Origin of the sequence: Caballeronia sp. LZ032 (genome assembly GCF_031451315.1) — a bacterium.
GTDB lineage: Bacteria > Pseudomonadota > Gammaproteobacteria > Burkholderiales > Burkholderiaceae > Caballeronia.
On record NZ_JARUXP010000002.1, the window covers coordinates 223386 to 239033 of the forward strand.

At 62.3% G+C, this 15648-nt stretch carries 16 protein-coding genes; 13 read left to right on the forward strand and 3 right to left on the reverse strand.

All coding sequences use genetic code 11. From position 1 onward, the window contains the following. Positions 1–166 precede the first annotated feature (166 nt). The 8 genes from QCE69_RS16640 to QCE69_RS16675 all read left to right on the forward strand — a co-directional run bounded on the left by QCE69_RS16640 (position 167) and on the right by QCE69_RS16675 (position 7341). A complete protein-coding gene (locus QCE69_RS16640; RefSeq protein ID WP_309931922.1) occupies positions 167–1369 on the forward strand; it encodes an MFS transporter in 1203 nt (400 codons plus the stop codon). 60 nt (positions 1370–1429) lie between these two features. Then, positions 1430–2260, forward strand: a complete 831-nt coding sequence (locus tag QCE69_RS16645; RefSeq protein ID WP_309931924.1) for a fumarylacetoacetate hydrolase family protein — start codon at positions 1430–1432, stop codon at positions 2258–2260. Next, a complete protein-coding gene (locus tag QCE69_RS16650) occupies positions 2250–2672 on the forward strand; it encodes a nuclear transport factor 2 family protein (protein WP_309931926.1) in 423 nt (140 codons plus the stop codon). The genes QCE69_RS16645 and QCE69_RS16650 overlap by 11 nt, the downstream gene beginning before the upstream one ends. A gap of 63 nt (positions 2673–2735) precedes the next feature. After that, positions 2736–3725 (forward strand): ornithine cyclodeaminase family protein, encoded by a 990-nt coding sequence (locus tag QCE69_RS16655; protein WP_309931928.1) that lies wholly within the window; start codon positions 2736–2738, stop codon positions 3723–3725. Positions 3726–3781: 56 nt separating this feature from the next. Further along, positions 3782–4885: a hypothetical protein gene (locus tag QCE69_RS16660; protein WP_309931930.1), complete on the forward strand. Its 1104-nt coding sequence runs from the start codon at positions 3782–3784 to the stop codon at positions 4883–4885. A gap of 54 nt (positions 4886–4939) precedes the next feature. Further along, positions 4940–5743, forward strand: coding sequence for a 2-oxo-hept-4-ene-1,7-dioate hydratase (gene hpaH / locus QCE69_RS16665; protein WP_309927778.1), 804 nt, complete (start codon positions 4940–4942; stop codon positions 5741–5743). A 9-nt stretch (positions 5744–5752) separates the two neighbouring features. Next, a complete protein-coding gene (gene hpaI / locus QCE69_RS16670) occupies positions 5753–6568 on the forward strand; it encodes a 4-hydroxy-2-oxoheptanedioate aldolase (protein WP_309931931.1) in 816 nt (271 codons plus the stop codon). 29 nt (positions 6569–6597) lie between these two features. Next, positions 6598–7341, forward strand: a complete 744-nt coding sequence (locus tag QCE69_RS16675) for an SDR family oxidoreductase (RefSeq protein ID WP_309931933.1) — start codon at positions 6598–6600, stop codon at positions 7339–7341. 20 nt (positions 7342–7361) lie between these two features. On the opposite strand, the gene QCE69_RS16680 is transcribed toward QCE69_RS16675, so the two are convergent. Beyond that, positions 7362–8294, reverse strand: coding sequence for a LysR family transcriptional regulator (locus QCE69_RS16680; protein ID WP_309927774.1), 933 nt, complete (start codon positions 8292–8294; stop codon positions 7362–7364). A 96-nt stretch (positions 8295–8390) separates the two neighbouring features. Continuing rightward, positions 8391–9320 (reverse strand): LysR substrate-binding domain-containing protein, encoded by a 930-nt coding sequence (locus QCE69_RS16685; protein WP_309931935.1) that lies wholly within the window; start codon positions 9318–9320, stop codon positions 8391–8393. A gap of 95 nt (positions 9321–9415) precedes the next feature. On the opposite strand from QCE69_RS16685, the gene QCE69_RS16690 reads away from it, so the two are divergent. From QCE69_RS16690 to QCE69_RS16710, 5 genes are read left to right on the forward strand one after another with little or no spacing between them, the layout of a single operon-like run. Beyond that, positions 9416–10807 (forward strand): pyridoxal-phosphate dependent enzyme, encoded by a 1392-nt coding sequence (locus tag QCE69_RS16690; RefSeq protein WP_309932808.1) that lies wholly within the window; start codon positions 9416–9418, stop codon positions 10805–10807. A gap of 26 nt (positions 10808–10833) precedes the next feature. Beyond that, positions 10834–11709, forward strand: a complete 876-nt coding sequence (locus tag QCE69_RS16695; RefSeq protein WP_309931937.1) for an ABC transporter substrate-binding protein — start codon at positions 10834–10836, stop codon at positions 11707–11709. A 9-nt stretch (positions 11710–11718) separates the two neighbouring features. After that, positions 11719–12654, forward strand: coding sequence for an amino acid ABC transporter permease (locus QCE69_RS16700; RefSeq protein ID WP_309927769.1), 936 nt, complete (start codon positions 11719–11721; stop codon positions 12652–12654). Further along, the gene (locus QCE69_RS16705) at positions 12651–13385 is read left to right on the forward strand and encodes an amino acid ABC transporter ATP-binding protein (RefSeq protein WP_309931938.1); all 735 of its coding nucleotides are present in this window, start codon (positions 12651–12653) and stop codon (positions 13383–13385) included. The genes QCE69_RS16700 and QCE69_RS16705 overlap by 4 nt, the downstream gene beginning before the upstream one ends. Beyond that, positions 13378–14460 carry a succinylglutamate desuccinylase/aspartoacylase family protein gene (locus QCE69_RS16710; protein ID WP_309931940.1) on the forward strand — a complete coding sequence of 361 codons (1083 nt, stop codon included), beginning with the start codon at positions 13378–13380 and terminating at the stop codon, positions 14458–14460. Before QCE69_RS16705 ends, QCE69_RS16710 begins: the two co-directional genes overlap by 8 nt. Before the next feature lie 22 nt (positions 14461–14482). Here the strand turns inward: QCE69_RS16710 and QCE69_RS16715 are convergent, their stop codons facing one another. Then, positions 14483–15169, reverse strand: a complete 687-nt coding sequence (locus QCE69_RS16715) for a response regulator (RefSeq protein ID WP_309931942.1) — start codon at positions 15167–15169, stop codon at positions 14483–14485. Between the last annotated feature and the right edge of the window lie 479 nt (positions 15170–15648).

Genomic DNA, 15648 nt, shown 5'->3' on the forward strand with positions numbered 1-15648 from the left:
TGCACTTGACGAATGCACAGGTTTCAGTGTCAACGCCTGCGCAGATCCGCTAGATTTCATTCATAAAAAATCCAGATCAAATCCAGGAGACACCACGATGGAAGGCTCGCACACGGCCCTTTCGGAGCCGATTGCCGCATCTTCGAGTGATACCCGGCATTCCGTCATGCGCAGCGCCATTCTGCTGCTCGCGACGTCGCTGGGACTGGCAGGCGGTTATACCTCACTGTTCGCCGGCACGACGGGCGTCTTTTTGCTGCCGATCGCGTCATCGCTCGGCTCCGGCCGTGCGGTCGCGTCCACCTGTCTTGCCATGGCATCGCTCGGACTTGCGCTGGGCGCACCGATCGCCGGCAAGCTGATGGACCGCTACGGCGCCTATCGCGTGATCGCGTGGTCGCTCGCGCTGTTCGTGGCGAGTTTCCTCCTGATCTGCGTCGGCCCCGCAACGCCGCTGTTGATCGGCTTCAAGACCTTCGTGATCGGGCTGCTTGGCGTCGCGACTTCGCCGGTCGGCTACCTGCCGATCCTGGCGCGTTCGTTCGAGCGCCGGACGGGCTTTGCGTTCGGCGTTGCATCGATCGGCGCGGGAATCGGTGCGGCGTCGGCGCCCTGGGTCGCGCGCTGGGCGATGACCCGCTACGGCTGGGAGCAAGCCTATGCCGTGCTCGGCGTGCTCGCGGCAGTCATGGGTGTGGCCGCGCTGTTGCTGCTGCGCGTCGACCGCCAGGCGACGCTGCCGATTCCCGCAGCCTCCCGCGGCGGCAAGCACGGACCGTCGAACTCGCTGCGCGAGTCGCTGGCCGAGCCGCGCTTCTGGATCATCAGCATCAGCATCGCGATTGTGGCGGCGGTCGGATTGGGCAGCATCGTGCATATTCCCGCGTTGCTTACCGACAAAGGCTTGTCGGCGAACCAGGCCGTGGCCGGCGCGGCGTTCTCGGCGATCGGCCTCACCATCGGCCGATTCGGCGCGGGCGTGCTGCTGGACATCGTGCCGGCTCGCGTGGTGGCCTGCGGCGCGTTTCTGCTGGGCGCTGTCGGCGGGCTGATCCTCGCAACCTCGTCGCACAACCCGTCCTACGCGTTGCTGGCGACGGGCGCGGCACTGACCGGCATGCTCGTGGGCGCGGAAGGCGATCTGATGCCGTTCCTGGTGAAGCGCTACTTCGGTCTGAGCTCGTTCGGCTCCGTGTACGGCGTGATGATTTCGCTGTTCTGTCTCGGCACGCTGGGCGGACCGATTCTTTTCGGCATCGCGTTCGATCGCCTGCAAAGCTACACGCCCGTGATGATGTTCGCGTCGGCTGCATGCGTCGTCAGCGCATTCGCGATCACCTTGATCGGCCCGTACCGGTATCCGCGTTGATCCCCGCGTCACGACGCATGGTTTCGATACGCAAGTGAATTCTTCAATGGAAAGTGCGAGATGAAAATTGTTCGTTTTGAGCACGCAAGTCGCCAGCGGTGGGGCGTTCTGAATGACGACCAGGTGACCTCGATCGACGCTGCCGATACGTTCGAACAGGCCATAGCACAGGCGCGCTCCGGCGCCGCTGGCGAGACCGTGCTGCTCTCCGCCGTGAGGCTTCTGCCGCCGGTCGGGCGCGATGCGAAGATCATATGCGCGGGCTTGAACTATCGCGCGCATCTGGTGGAAATGAAGCGTGCCTTTCCCGAGTATCCGTCCATCTTCGTTCGCTTCGCCAGTTCGCTGGTCGGACATGGCGAGCCGGTAGTGCGTCCCTTCAACTCCGACTGCTTCGACTACGAAGCGGAACTGGCGGTTGTCATCGGCAAGCCTGCGCGGCATGTGAGCGTCGAGCACGCGCTCGAATACGTAGCCGGTTATACGTGCATGGCCGAGAACTCGGTGCGGGATTTCCAGCAGCACAACACACAGGCGACGCCGGGCAAGAACTTCGAGCGTTCGGGCGCGCTGGGTCCGTGGATCGTCACCGCCGATGAAGTGCCCGATCCAGGCAGGCTCGTGCTGACTGGCCGGCTCAACGGCGAAGAAGTACAGCGCTCCGGAACGGATGATCTGATCTTCAGCGTGCCGCAGTTGATCGCCTACCTCAGTTCCTTCACCACGCTCGATGCCGGCGATGTCATCGCCACCGGCACGCCCGAAGGCGTGGGCATGACTCGGAAGCCGCCGCGCTATCTGCGGGAAGGCGATGTCTTCGAAGTTGACGTGTCGAGCATCGGCACGCTTGCCAATACGGTGACCAACGAGCGGAGGCCGCATGTCGGATGAAGCAGCGCTTGCATCGTCGAAGGCGTGTACGGAAACCGTCTTCGCATTCTTCCGCTGTCTCGACGAGCGTACCCACGAGCTGGCGGTGTCGTTGTTCGCGCCGGATGGCGTGTGGCATCGGAACGGCGAAGCACTGCGCGGCCGCGAAAGCATCGGCCGGGCGCTCGCTGCGCGTCCCGAGACCCGGAGAACGTTCCATGCTGTCTGCAATCCGCTGGTGTCGAGGGTGGATCGTACCCATGCCGAAGTGAGCTTCTTCCTGATGGCCTTCGAAGCGCAACGCACGGACGCAAGCGACACACCGTCGATGACACCCTCGGCAGTGCGGCGCTGCATCGACACGCTGGTCTTCGATGGCGAGCGTTGGCTGATCGCGAGCAAGTCGAGCGAGCGTCATCTTCCATTCATCTGATTCGATGTAGCCGGCAGCGACCACGATCGCCCCACACTCCATTCACATTTGGCAGGATAACTGATGACACAAGAAGCAATCTGGATAACTGAATCCGATGTATCGAAGCTGGTGCCGCTCGACGACGCCATCGATGCGCTGGAGAACAGCCTCGGCGAGATCGCCAACGACACGGCGTTCAACGTTCCCAAGGCAATCGGCGATATCGGCGATGGCGGCTCCATGCATGCGCTCGGCTCCGCGTCGTTGCGCGAGGGCGTGTGCGGCTTCAAGACATGGGTGCATACCGCCGCCGGCGCGAAAGCGGTGTTCTCGCTGTTCAGCACCGAGAACGGCCGGCTGCTCGCCATGCTCGAAGCAAACACGCTCGGCCAGATCCGGACCTCCGCGATGACCGCTGTCGGCACGCGCTGGATGGCCGACAGGCACGCGAGCGACATGGCGATCATCGGCAGCGGGCGTCAGGCACTCGCGCAGATTTTTGCCGTCAACGCGGTTCGGCCGCTCAAGCGTTTGCGCATCTGGAGTCCTACCGCCGAGAAGCGTCACGCGTTCTTCGAGAAGGTGGCAACCAGTCTAGGCTCGGTGCAGGTCGTCGAGGCAACCTCGCTCGAAGATGCAGTCGATGGCGCCGAAATCGTGACGCTGGTCACGCGGGCGACGCAGCCTTTCTTCGACGCGCGCTTGCTTGCGCCCAATGCGCACCTGAATGCGGTTGGCGCGATCCTGCCGCACAACGCGGAGTTCTTTCCCGACGTGTTCGAGCGCGCCGTCGCGATCGTGGTCGACAACCTCGTCAACACGCAAAAGGCGTCCCGCGAATTCATCGACTTCTTCGGCTCGGCGAATGAAGGCTGGGCACACGTTCAGACCTTGCCCGACGTCATTCGACACGGCCTCGACAGGAAGCGTGAAGGCGATATCACGCTCTTCAAGGCCATGGGCATGGGCATATCGGATCTGGCTGTCGCCAAGCTTGCCTATGAGCGCGCGGTGACGGGACACGGCGCGGAGATCCGTCTGCCGCTCAGCGGTCCTGCGCCAATCCGCTGATCCAGGAACTGACCGGCTCCCCCCTCACTACAAGTTCAGGCATATCGGAGGACACCATGAGCGAACCCACATTCACGATGCTGGACGGCAGCGCAGCCGCACCGGCGCCCATCACACCCTGGCAACCGCTGCTCGTCCCGCGCGAGGAGACCGAGCGCGAGATCAGCCGACTGAGCGAGATGCCGCTGCCCGAGGACGGCCGGCGTGCGGCGTTGATCGTTCATCCGTCGTGCACGGATGGCTCGATGGGCTTCGCGCCCGGCATCGACGTCACCATCAGCGTCGTCAATCCAGGCGAAGAGACGCGTGCGCTGATGCGCAATTCCAATCAGATCGAGTTCTGCATCCGTGGCTCGGGCAGCGTCAAAGTCGGGACGGAAGCGCACCAGTTGAGCAAGTGGGGAACGCTCACCATCCCTTCGATGCAGGCGTATTCGCACAAGAACACCGGCGACGAGCCTTGGGTGCGTCTCACGTATTCCAACGCGCCCTTGTTGCGCAAGCTGGCCGTGCACTGGATCAACTATGCTGATTCGGTCACCGAACGCAACGTCGAGATCTCCGCGACCGGACTCGACCACAGCTATAACCGCAACAACGCGCCTGACCGGCAGATCTCCGACGCAGGCGCGCGGCTGCGCGGTTATGAATTCCTGACGGATATCGAAGTGGTGCGCAACCGGCCGCTGGTGTGGCCGTGGGAAGCCGTCGCCGACATGCTGACGATGGAGAACGGCGACGCGAAGCGCAACATCATCCTTCTCTATAACCCGGCAACGGAACGTCGCAACGGCACGACTCACTCGTTCTTCGCCACGATCTTCTCGCATCCCGTGGGAAAGCCGGCACGCAAGGTCGGACGTGGTCATAAGCACAGCTCGGTCGCGATCAACTATCACTTCACGGGGCACGGAAGAAGCATCGTCGATGGCGTCGAGATTCCATGGAAGGCGGGCGACCTGCTGCTCTCGGGACCGTCGTGGTCGGAGCATGCGCACTACTACGATGAAGAGGCCACCTTCATTCTCACGATCCAGGATCATCCGCTGCACATCGGTATGGAGTCGCTGATCTGGCAGGAGCGCATGGACGGCCCCATTCTGAACCTCGGGTCGGAAGCCGGGCAGACGGGTTATGTCGGTCCGCGCATGGCGGGCTGATTCATGACGGTCCCATGCAACCTCCATCCGACAGCCAAAAGGAAAAGTCGATTCATGCTTCCGCAAGACACCATCGCGCAACTCGCCCGCCAGTTGTATGAGGCGCGCAGGACGCGCGTCCAGTTGCCGCATTTCACGAAACAGTATCCGCAGATGACCGTCGACGACGGCTATGCGATCCAGCGTGCGTGGGTCGCGCTCGAAGTCGCGGACGGCCGCAAGATCAAGGGACGAAAGATTGGCTTGACGTCGCGCGCGATGCAGCAGGCAAGCCAGATTACCGAGCCTGATTTCGCGCCCCTGATGGACGACATGTTCTTCGAGGGCGGCGGCGATATCCCGTTCGATCGCTTCATCGCGCCACGCGTCGAAGTGGAGCTGGCCTTCGTCATGAACCGTCCGCTCAAGGGCCCGGGTATCACGATGTTCGACGTACTGTCCGCGGCGAGCTATGTGGTCCCGGCCATCGAGATCATCGATGCGCGCATCGAACAGCGCGACAGCGAAACGGGCGCGATGCGCCGGGTCTGCGACACCATCAGCGACTTCGCGGCGAACGCCGGCATCGTTCTCGGCGGACGTCCGATGAACCCGCTGGAAGTGGATCTTCGCTGGATCGGCGCGATGCTCTACAAGAACGGCGTCATCGAGGAGACGGGGCTCGCGGCCGGCGTGCTGAATCATCCGGCAAACGGCGTGGCATGGCTCGCGAACAAGATCGCGCCCTACGACGAACAGATCGAGGCGGGCGACATCGTGCTGGCGGGTTCGTTCACGCGACCGTGCTTCGCGGCATTCGGCGACAGCTTCCATGTCGACTACGGTCCGCTCGGCGCGATCTCGTTCCGCTTCCATTGAGGACTCTAGATGCAGATTCGCGAAAATTCATTTCGACGGGCGCTGCACGCGGGAGAGCGGCAGATCGGGCTGTGGGTGGGACTCGCCGACGCCAATGCCGCCGAGCTGCTCGCCGGAACGGGCTTCGACTGGCTCCTGCTCGACAACGAGCACGCGCCCAACGATGTACGGACGACGCTGGACCAACTTCGTGCGATCGAGCCGTATTCGTCGCACGCAGTTGTACGTCCGGTGCGTGCCGATGTGTCGCTCGTCAAGCAATACCTGGACATCGGCGCGCAGACGCTGCTCATTCCAATGATCAACACCGCCGAAGAAGCACGCCTGATGATGCAGGCCATGCGCTATCCGCCCGAGGGCATACGGGGGCTTGGGGCAGCGCTGGCGCGAGCGTCGCGCTGGAACCAGATCGACGACTATCTGAATCAGGCCAACGGCGAGGTTGCGCTGCTGGTTCAGGCCGAGACGCGGCAAGCCATGAGCAACCTGCACGAGATCGCATCGACCGAGGGCGTCGACGGCGTGTTCTTCGGCCCATCCGACTTGTCCGCGGACATGGGTTTGCGCGGCCAGGCCAATCATCCCGATGTGCGAGCGGCGATCATCGAGGGCATCGCGGTGGTGCGAAGCGCAGGCAAGGCGGCGGGTGTCCTCGTGACGGATGGCAAGCTCGCGCATGACTATCTGGAGGCTGGCGCGCAGTTCGTGGCCGTCGGTGTCGATACGACCTTGCTGGTGCGCGCGGCGACCGAGCTTGCGCGCAGTTTCAGGGACGCGGCTCTTGTCGCGAAGAGCGCGTCGCATGCGAACGACGGCGCTTACTAGACCTCGATCAGACTGGAAAAGGAAGCTGGATGAGCGATAAACCACTGTTCGTGATCACGGGCGGCAGCCGCGGCATTGGCGCGGCCATTGCGCGTCGCGCCGCGATGACGCATCCCGTGGTGATTCTCTATAAGAACGACGCGCTTGCTGCGCAGGGTGTCGTCGACGAGATCGAAACAAACGCGGGCAAGGCGTGGGCGATCCGCGCGGACATGGGCGACGAGCACGCGCTGCTCGACGCGTTCCGGCAGATCGACGAACTGGGCCGCATCGGCGTGCTGGTGAACAACGCGGGCATCACGGGCGGCACGTCCCGCGTGGCCGATCTCGATAGCGACAACCTGGCGAAGGTGTTCAGCGTCAACGTGATCGGCGCATTCATCGCCACGCGCGAGGCGGTGCGACGCATGTCGACGGCGCGAGGCGGCGCGGGCGGCGTCATCGTCAACATGTCTTCGGGTGCGTCGGTGCTGGGTGCGCCCAACGTATGGGTCCACTACGCGGCGACCAAGGGCGCGATGGATACGATGACCATCGGCTTGTCGAAGGAACTGGCGCAGGAAGGCATTCGCGTCAACGCGGTACGGCCCGGCGTCATCGACACGGAATTGCACCAGCAGCGCACGGCCGATTCGCTGGCTCGCTTTGCGAGCACGATTCCGCTGGGACGCATGGGAACGGCGGACGAAGTCGCGGAAGCGGTGGTGTGGCTGGCGTCGCCCGCTGCTTCTTATGTGACGGGCTGCCTGATGGATGTGCGTGGCGGACTATGACGATCGCCTTCGGGTAACCATCATCGCGCCGTCAGCGCCGCGACCGATTGCTCGTCTGACTTGAACAGGGAAAGAAAGGTCTCGCGCAGCCATGCGTGAGCGGGATCGGTGTCGAAGCGCGTATGCCAGTACATGCGGACATCGAAGAACGGGCAGGGGAAGGGCACGTCGTATACGTCGAGCGACATGCTGCGCTGAAAGTGCGCGGCGACGCGTGAGGGCACGGTGGTGAGCAGATCAGACTGCGCGATGACGCTCGGCAAGGCGAAGTAGTTCGGCATGCGCATGACCACCGTGCGCCGGATGTTGAGATCCTCGAACGCGGACTCGACCGGGTCGTCCAGTTGTTTGATGGCGACATGCGAACCCGACTGGAATTCGTCGAGTGTCAGCGCATTGGAGGCGCTGTCAGCACGATCCCGCTTGCGCGTCACGACCACGCATTGGTCGCGAAACACATGGGCATGCCGAATGGTCTGCCGGGTCATGTTCAGGTGACCCACCACGAGATCCACTTCGCGTCCCACCAGCATCTGTTCATAGCTCGAACGCGGCGCCTGGAAAATCGCGAGTTTCACCTTTGGCGCAATCTCGTTGAGGCGGCTGAGCAGGCGAGGAATGAACAGGATCTCGCCCACATCCGACAGTAGCAGGCGGAACTCGCGCGTGCATTCTTCCGGCAGGAATTCGATCGAGTCCAGCAGCGAATCCTGAATGGTGGCGAGCGCGGAACGTATGGGTTCCGCGAGGCGCTCGCAGCGGGCCGTCGGTTCGAGTCCGGCGGACGTTCTGATGAACAAGCGGTCGCCGATGGCCTCGCGCAGCCGCCCGAGTGCGTGACTCACCGCCGGCTGACTGAGATGGACTTCCTTGGCGACTTCCGACAGGTTTCGCAGGCGATAAACAGCGTCGAAAATCTTGAGGAGATTGAGGTCCAGGCGGTTGATGTCCATTTGAATTGTCTGTATCGCTCTGCCCCGCGGAGAGGGTGACAAGGGTACAACGAAGGTCGGTTTTTGAATAGAAGCGCTTACGCGAACATGAACACATCACCGATAGTCCTGCTCGATCAAACCGGCTTTGCGCAACGCGTCGAACGTCGCCAGCTTTTCCTCCTCCATCGCCTTGATGAAACCGGCGCCCAATCGGGATGGCTTGCGTGATGCCGGAATGAGAAGCTCGATGGCGTTCCGGATGGAAAACTCGAGCGGCCGGAAAACGATGTTCTTGAAGCGGCCTTCGAGAAACATTAGCGGGTCGGTAATGGACACACCGATTCCATTCGCAACCATCGCGCATAGCACGCTGGCCGATTGCGATTCCGCGACGAGATTGCGTTTGACATTGCGTTCGGAGAAGGCAAGGTCCACTACATGCCGCGTCGGATCTTCGAGCGCCAGCGAGATGAATCGCTCGCCTTCGAAGTCTTCTTGCCGAAGCGAATGCTTGCGCGCAAGCCGATGACCTTTAGGCAGAACGGCAACTGCACTGTTCGCCATGAATGTATGGGTAGTGATACCGGCGAATCCTTCCTTGGGACCGGCGAATCCGAGTTCGCATAATCCGCCCGCCGTGTACTCCCAGACCTGACTGCTCGGCCTCGACTGAAATGAAATCGTTGCTTCCGGAAAGCGGTCGAGGAAGCGACGCATTGCCCGTGGAGCGAAATCGAACGAGAGCGCCATCAGGCTGGCCACTCGCAGTCGCCCGTTACCGAATTCCTTGATGTCCCGCGCAGCCTGACCAAGCCGGTCCAGTCCGGCGAAGCTGTGCTGCACTTCGCGGAAGAACGACAGCCCTTCGTCGGTGGGCGTCACGCGCTGCTTCTCACGATTGAACAACTGGAACCCGACGTCTTTCTCCAGCGCGGCGATGGCCCGGCTGATGTTCGGTTGTGCCACACCCAAAGCCGCTGCTGCCCGGTTGATGCCGTTGTGCAGCATTACCGCTCGAAACAACTCGATCTGCCGCATATCCATGCTTTCACCTCGCTGCGTTGATATCGCGATTGAATCAACTACATGCAATTTGATATTTGACAGATATTATTGCCGGCTCGACACTTTTGAACAAGATGAACCGGGTTCATGAAGCCGCCGGCATCGAGTCATCGCTCTTTGAATCTCCGGACCGCGGCACCGCCAATCGCGCAACGCCCACCCAGTCCGGCAGCACTGTGCAAGCAAGACCTGAGGTTATCGATCGAGTCGCAGCGGATCACGCTCGCGGACTGGATTCGCTTTGCCTTGTAAAACGCGAGTCGTTCTCGCATGAACCAGGGATATTCATGAACAACGTTGTCCGCAACCCTTTGTTGATTGGATTCAGAAGTCTCGACGGTCAATCGCATTTCGGCGTGGGAGACTGGTTCGAAGGCGATCCGGCGTCGAGAAGCCGCGGCGAGCCGACCTCGGTCGCCGCCGAATACAGACCGAGCGAGCTGTCGTTGCCGCCATGCGTCGGACCGATGCGATCGTACGGTGCCTGGTTGCCCTACCTCGACTTTCCGTCGCTCGGCGAAGGCGGAACGCCGGCCGTCGATGTGCCCGCGCTTGCAGATGCGATGGGTCTCGACAGGCTGATCTTCAAGCGCGAGTCGGCGAACCCTACCGGCAGCCATAAAGACCGGATGACGCCGCTGGCATTGGCCCGTGCGATCGAAACCGGTGCCGCCGGCGTGGTCTGCGCCAGCTCCGGCAACGCAGCGATTTCCCTCGCCGCGTACGCGTCGGCTGCCAGTGTGAAGTGCCGCGTGCTGGTGACGGCATCGATCTCGGATGCGTATCGAAGTCTGCTCGGACGGATGAATGCGGAGATCGTCGTGTGCCGCACGCATCTGGATCGCTGGAAGGTGATGGCCGGGATGGTGTCGGAAGGCTGGTATCCGATCACCAACTTCGCCTTGCCCGCGGTCGGGAGCAATCCCTATGGCGTGCAAGGCTACAAGACGGTCGCCTATGAAATCTTCCAGCAGGCCGGCGCCGTCGATGATGTCGTCGTGCCGTGCGCGCGCGGAGATCTGCTATGGGGCATCGGCGAAGGCTTCGACGAACTGAAGCGCGCCGGGATGATCGACAAGGTGCCGAGGCTGCATGCGGTCGAGCCATTCCCGCGCCTGTCGCGAGTCCTGCAGGGTCAGGCAAAGTCGACGGATCTTTTTTCGGGCGACACGCAGCAGTTTTCCATCGCCGGCGATACGACCACCGATCAGGCCGTCAGAGCCGTGACGGCGAGCCGCGGGTCGGCGGTCTGCCTCGACGACACGCTTGCAACTGTGGCACAGAGCGACGCAGCGCGCCACGGCTTCGATCTTGAACTCAGCTCGGCCTCGGCGCTCGGCGCCATCCGCATTCTGAAAGCGAACGGCACGCTGCCGCACGGGGCGACCGTCGTGATGATCGCGACGGCCAGTTCGGCGCGCGAACCCGTCGCAGCAGGCGCGCCGCTGGCTGCACCAAACGCATGACCATTCAAAGAATCAGGAGATGCAACGTGAACCTCGATCGCTCGACCGGAACGCTCAGAAAGTGGTTGTCATGGATCCTGGCGCTGCTCGCGCTCGGCACGCCATGGATCGTCAACGCACAATCCCCGATTCAGACGCCGGCTGTCATCAAATCGGCAGGGGTGTTGCGCATCGCCAGCTACATCGGCTTTCCGCCGCTCGAATTCGACAAGGACGGTCAGATGATGGGCGCCGAAATCGATCTCGGGAAAGCGCTGGCCGACAAGCTCGGCGTCAAGGCGTCGTTCTCGAACGTGCCGTTTGAAGGCATCATCCCCGGGCTGCTGTCGGGCCGTTTCGACATGGCGCTCTCGGACATGTCGGACACCGAGGCGCGGCGCAAGCAGGTGGACTTCGTCGACTATGCGCAGGCGTTCACGTCGATCATCGTGCAAAAAGGCAATCCGCGGCACATCCGGAGTCTCGGCGATCTGTGCGGCCTTCCCGTCGCGACCCAGCAAGGCAGCATGCAATCGACCATTCTCGAACAGCAGAGTTCGAAGTGCGCCGCCGACGGCAAGCAGCCGATCGCGATCTCGAGGTTTCCCAGCCAGGCACAGGTCAGTCTGGACCTGAAGTCGGGACGCAGCGCGGCGGAAGTGCGCGATTTTGCGCTCGGCGTGTACGAGGTCGATCAATCGGAAGGACGGCTGGAAGTGGTCAGCGTCGATGGCAAACCTGCGATGGTCGGTGAATCCGGCAAGGTCGGGATCGCCGTGAAGAAGGGCAATCTCGAACTTGCCAAGGCCATCCAGGCCGCGCTGCAATCGTTGAAAGCCGACGGGACTTATGAGCGGATCTTCGACAAATGGAATGTCAGCGCGGAGAAGATTTCCGACTTCACCATCAACGACGGCCAGTGAGGCACACGCATGCCGGTCAACCCCATCATGAAAGGCGCGGCCACGCCGCTCGGCGCCGCCGTCACTACCTCCGGCAGCGCGCTGCCATACCGGAAGCGCAGGCGCACGGGCGCTTGGATCGTATCGATTGCCATCGTCACGATCCTGGCCACACTCGCGCTCGATGTCGCGCACACCCGCGCGATCAACTTCGCGGCCGTCCCGCGCTTTCTGCTCGATCCGCGGATTCTCGCGGGCGTGAAAATCACGCTCGTACTGACCGTTGCCGGACTGGTGATCGGCGTGTTGTGCGGACTGCTGCTGGCGTGCGCAAGGTTATCGAGGATCGGGGTGGCGCGCACGCTGAGCGCCACCTACACGTGGGCGTTTCTCAGCGTGCCCGGTCTCGTCCAGCTGATCTTCTGGTACAACCTCGCGATCGTCTTTCCGCACATCCATCTGGAGTTGCCGTTCCTCGGCACGATCTGGGAAGGACAGACGAACGCGATCATCACGGCGATGACTGCGTCGATGATCGGACTCGGGCTGCATGAAGCGGCCTATTTCTCGGAGATCATCCGCTCCGGCATCATCTCCGTCGATCGCGGGCAGGTCGAAGCCGCGCAGAGCCTCGGCATACGCAGCCGGACGATCCTCTTCAAGATCGTGATGCCGCAGGCGCTGCGCGTGATGCTGCCTTCGGGCATGACGAGAGTGGTCGCGCTGATGAAGGACACGTCGCTCGTCGCGGTCATCGGCGGAGGCGACATCATGACCCACGCGCAGGAAATCTACTCCGACAACTTTCTCATCATCGAACTGCTGCTCGTGGTGAGCGCGTGGTACCTGTTCATGGTCTCCGCGCTGATGCTCGCTCAGGCGGCGGTCGAGCGATGGGCTTCCCGTTACCAGCGCTCCAGCGGGGCGGCGCCGGTCAGGAGCGCTGTCGTGGAGGAACTCGCATGAGTGCGCCCGTTGATATCGTCTGTGCGCGCAACGTAACCAAGCGATTCGGTGACGCTGCCGTCCTTGCCGATTTTTCTCTCACCGTCCGACAGTCGGAAGTCGTGGTGTTGATCGGCGCATCGGGTTGCGGCAAGACCACCTTCCTGCGCTGCATCAATGGTCTCGAGCAGATCGACTCCGGCGAGCTGACCGTCGCGGGGACGCCGGTGGGATTCGTACGCGAGAAGCATTGTTATCGTGAGGCGTCGGACAGGCAATTGGCGGAAATGCGTACCCGGATCGGCGTGGTGTTCCAGAACTACAACCTCTTCCCGCATTTGAACGTCCTCGATAACGCCGCATCCGGACTGCGTTTCGCGCTGAAGAAAAGCTGGAAGGAATCGCGCGAGCGAGCGATGCACATGCTGGAGCGCGTCGAAATGGCCGGCAAGGCGAATGCTTACCCATCCAGTCTGTCCGGCGGTCAGCAGCAGCGCGTCGCGATTGCACGAGCGCTTGCGATGGAACCGCAACTGATGCTCTTCGATGAACCGACGTCGGCGCTCGATCCGCGCATGGCCTCGGAAGTGCTGAAGGTGATGCGCATGCTCGCGCGGGAAGGGATGACGATGGTGGTGATCACGCACGAGATGCGCTTCGCTGCCGAAGTGGCTGACCGGGTAGCCTTGATCGAACAGGGGCGGGTAGCGCGCACCGGCACGCCTTCCGAAGTATTGAACATGAATGGATGAGGGAAAGATCGCCGTGGACAAGCTCACCGAAGCCAACGCAAGCAGGCTGACGACCAATATCGACTTTGCAACTCCGGGCAAGCAGCACGGTTACCTGAGCGTGCCCGATTCGAACGATCTGTCCGCCTACGGGCGCATCCAGATTCCTGTCGTTTGCATCCGCGGCGGACCGGGGCCGACGGTCCTCATGTTGGGCGGCAATCACGGCGACGAATACGAAGGGCAGGTGACGCTGTCGCGCCTCGCGCTCGAACTCAATGCCGGCGATGTCAACGGGCGGCTGATCATACTGCCCGCCGCGAATCTGCCCGCGGCCGCAGCGGGAACGCGCACGTCGCCCATCGATGGCGGCAATCTCAATCGGAGCTTCCCCGGCGATCGAAACGGCGGACCCACGGCGATGATCGCGCACTATGTCGAATCGGTTCTCCTGCCGATGGCCGATGTTGCAATCGACCTGCATTCGGGCGGGCGTTCGCTCGAGTATCTGCCGTGCTCCATCATTCGCGACTTCGGTAGCCCGTCGCATGTGGCGAAGACCTTCGCGCTGGCGCAGGCATTTGCGGCGCCCCATTGCATCATCAGCTACGGCGGCAGCCAGGGCGCGGAGCGCACCTTTCATTCGGCGGCGGATCGGGCCGGTACGGTGGTGCTGACGGCCGAACTCGGCGGCGCAGCGCGGATAACGCCTGACATCCTGGCGTTCGCGGAGGCGGGTGTGCGGCGCGTATTGCATCGGACCGGGATCATCAGCGTGACTCCGCAAGCCGCCGCGCAACCGATGCGCCTTTTCAAAAGTGCCGGTGGCAGGTCGTTCGTCCTCTCGCCCGAGCGCGGCGTGTTCGAACCGAAGGTTCGTCTGGGCGAACAAGTCGAGGAAGGGGAGCTGGCCGGTTATATGCACGATGTCGAGACGCCGTTGCGTGCAGCGACGCCCGTCTTCTTCTCCACGACGGGAACCGTGATCTGCGTACGCTCGATGAGCAAGACGCAACGGGGAGACTGCCTGTATGAGGTGATCGAGCCTGTCGATATGCCCGCGCTCGAAGACGGCGAGCTTTGTTGGGCGGAGTGAGGATAAATACGGCGCAGCGCGTTCACATCCAGTGGCCCTCGTCCGGCACGAACATGTAGCCTATGCCGCGAAGCGTTTGAATGCGACGCGGGACGGCGGGATTCTCCTCCAGCAGGCGGCGCAGCCGCCAGACCGGCACGTCCATGCCGCGTTCCGTCACCGTTGCGCGAGGCCCGTGCAGCAACTCCACAAGCCGGGCACGCGAAAGCGCCTGCATCGGATACTGCGTGAATATGACGAGCAACGCGTATTCGCTGCCGCATATCTTGAGCGGCGTCTGGTCACGCAGCAAGGTGCGGGTTGAGAAATCCAGCGTAAACGGACCGAAATGAAAGGGGTCGACGCGGCGCGCAGTGGCGCGCGGGCCGTGCATCAGCGCGATGATGCGGGCGTGAAGCTGCTGCGCGCTGAAAGGTTTGCTCAGGTAATCGTCGGCGCCGAGGCCGAGTTCAAGCGCGCGATCGATATCTCGCGGGTGAGCCGTCAACACAATGAGGGGCACGTGGGCGCCCAGTCCGCGCAGCGCTCGCAGAGCGGCAAGCGTGTCGATCACTGGCATCGTCAGATCGAGCACGACAAGTTCAGGGTGCTCGCTCTCGATGCGCTTCTCCACGCCATTGCCCTGCGTCGCCACGGTCAACTCGATGCCGTGCCGATGAAGAAATGCACGCATCGACGCGGCCGATTGCGCGTCATCGTTGACCAGCATTACATGAAGCGGCGTTTGGGTATTCCGCATGAGTGAATCGCGGGACGGTCGGCATACGGTCAATGGCTCACAGGCTACCGCCAAAGCATGTCGCCGCGCGATGCATCGTCCTGATTCTTCTTTACCGCGCGTTACACCGGTGAGGCATACGAATCATACGTTTTGCTGACACGAAAATGGTGGATCAACGCCTGCCTGCTGTCCACACCGTTCATTTTCGCGGATTCATTCGACGCTATGCAACGAACGGCGGTTTTGCTTACCGAAGCATGCGGTCCTTTCAAGCGTGCAATGAAAACGTCAATACCCTTTGTTTCATGATTCGATTGACGATTGTTACGAAGTCTCCCGGCACGTAACCCGTAACGACCCACGCTCGGCTATCGTCTGCATTGCGATTCGACCAAGACGGGAACGACCCGGATGAACAAGCAATCAAACGGTGCTTACGAATCGTCATCTCTGCTCTTTTCGCCATG

Excerpts from the sequence above, each read along its gene's own strand:
- QCE69_RS16640 (WP_309931922.1), top strand. The coding sequence starts at position 167 with ATGCGCAGCGCCATTCTGCTGCTCGCGACGTCGCTGGGACTGGCAGGC.
- QCE69_RS16645 (WP_309931924.1), top strand. The coding sequence starts at position 1,430 with ATGAAAATTGTTCGTTTTGAGCACGCAAGTCGCCAGCGGTGGGGCGTT.
- QCE69_RS16650 (WP_309931926.1), top strand. The coding sequence starts at position 2,250 with ATGTCGGATGAAGCAGCGCTTGCATCGTCGAAGGCGTGTACGGAAACC.
- QCE69_RS16655 (WP_309931928.1), top strand. The coding sequence starts at position 2,736 with ATGACACAAGAAGCAATCTGGATAACTGAATCCGATGTATCGAAGCTG.
- QCE69_RS16660 (WP_309931930.1), top strand. The coding sequence starts at position 3,782 with ATGAGCGAACCCACATTCACGATGCTGGACGGCAGCGCAGCCGCACCG.
- hpaH (WP_309927778.1), top strand. The coding sequence starts at position 4,940 with ATGCTTCCGCAAGACACCATCGCGCAACTCGCCCGCCAGTTGTATGAG.
- hpaI (WP_309931931.1), top strand. The coding sequence starts at position 5,753 with ATGCAGATTCGCGAAAATTCATTTCGACGGGCGCTGCACGCGGGAGAG.
- QCE69_RS16675 (WP_309931933.1), top strand. The coding sequence starts at position 6,598 with ATGAGCGATAAACCACTGTTCGTGATCACGGGCGGCAGCCGCGGCATT.
- QCE69_RS16680 (WP_309927774.1), bottom strand. The coding sequence starts at position 8,294 with ATGGACATCAACCGCCTGGACCTCAATCTCCTCAAGATTTTCGACGCT.
- QCE69_RS16685 (WP_309931935.1), bottom strand. The coding sequence starts at position 9,320 with ATGGATATGCGGCAGATCGAGTTGTTTCGAGCGGTAATGCTGCACAAC.
- QCE69_RS16690 (WP_309932808.1), top strand. The coding sequence starts at position 9,416 with ATGAACCGGGTTCATGAAGCCGCCGGCATCGAGTCATCGCTCTTTGAA.
- QCE69_RS16700 (WP_309927769.1), top strand. The coding sequence starts at position 11,719 with ATGCCGGTCAACCCCATCATGAAAGGCGCGGCCACGCCGCTCGGCGCC.
- QCE69_RS16705 (WP_309931938.1), top strand. The coding sequence starts at position 12,651 with ATGAGTGCGCCCGTTGATATCGTCTGTGCGCGCAACGTAACCAAGCGA.
- QCE69_RS16710 (WP_309931940.1), top strand. The coding sequence starts at position 13,378 with ATGGATGAGGGAAAGATCGCCGTGGACAAGCTCACCGAAGCCAACGCA.
- QCE69_RS16715 (WP_309931942.1), bottom strand. The coding sequence starts at position 15,169 with ATGCTGGTCAACGATGACGCGCAATCGGCCGCGTCGATGCGTGCATTT.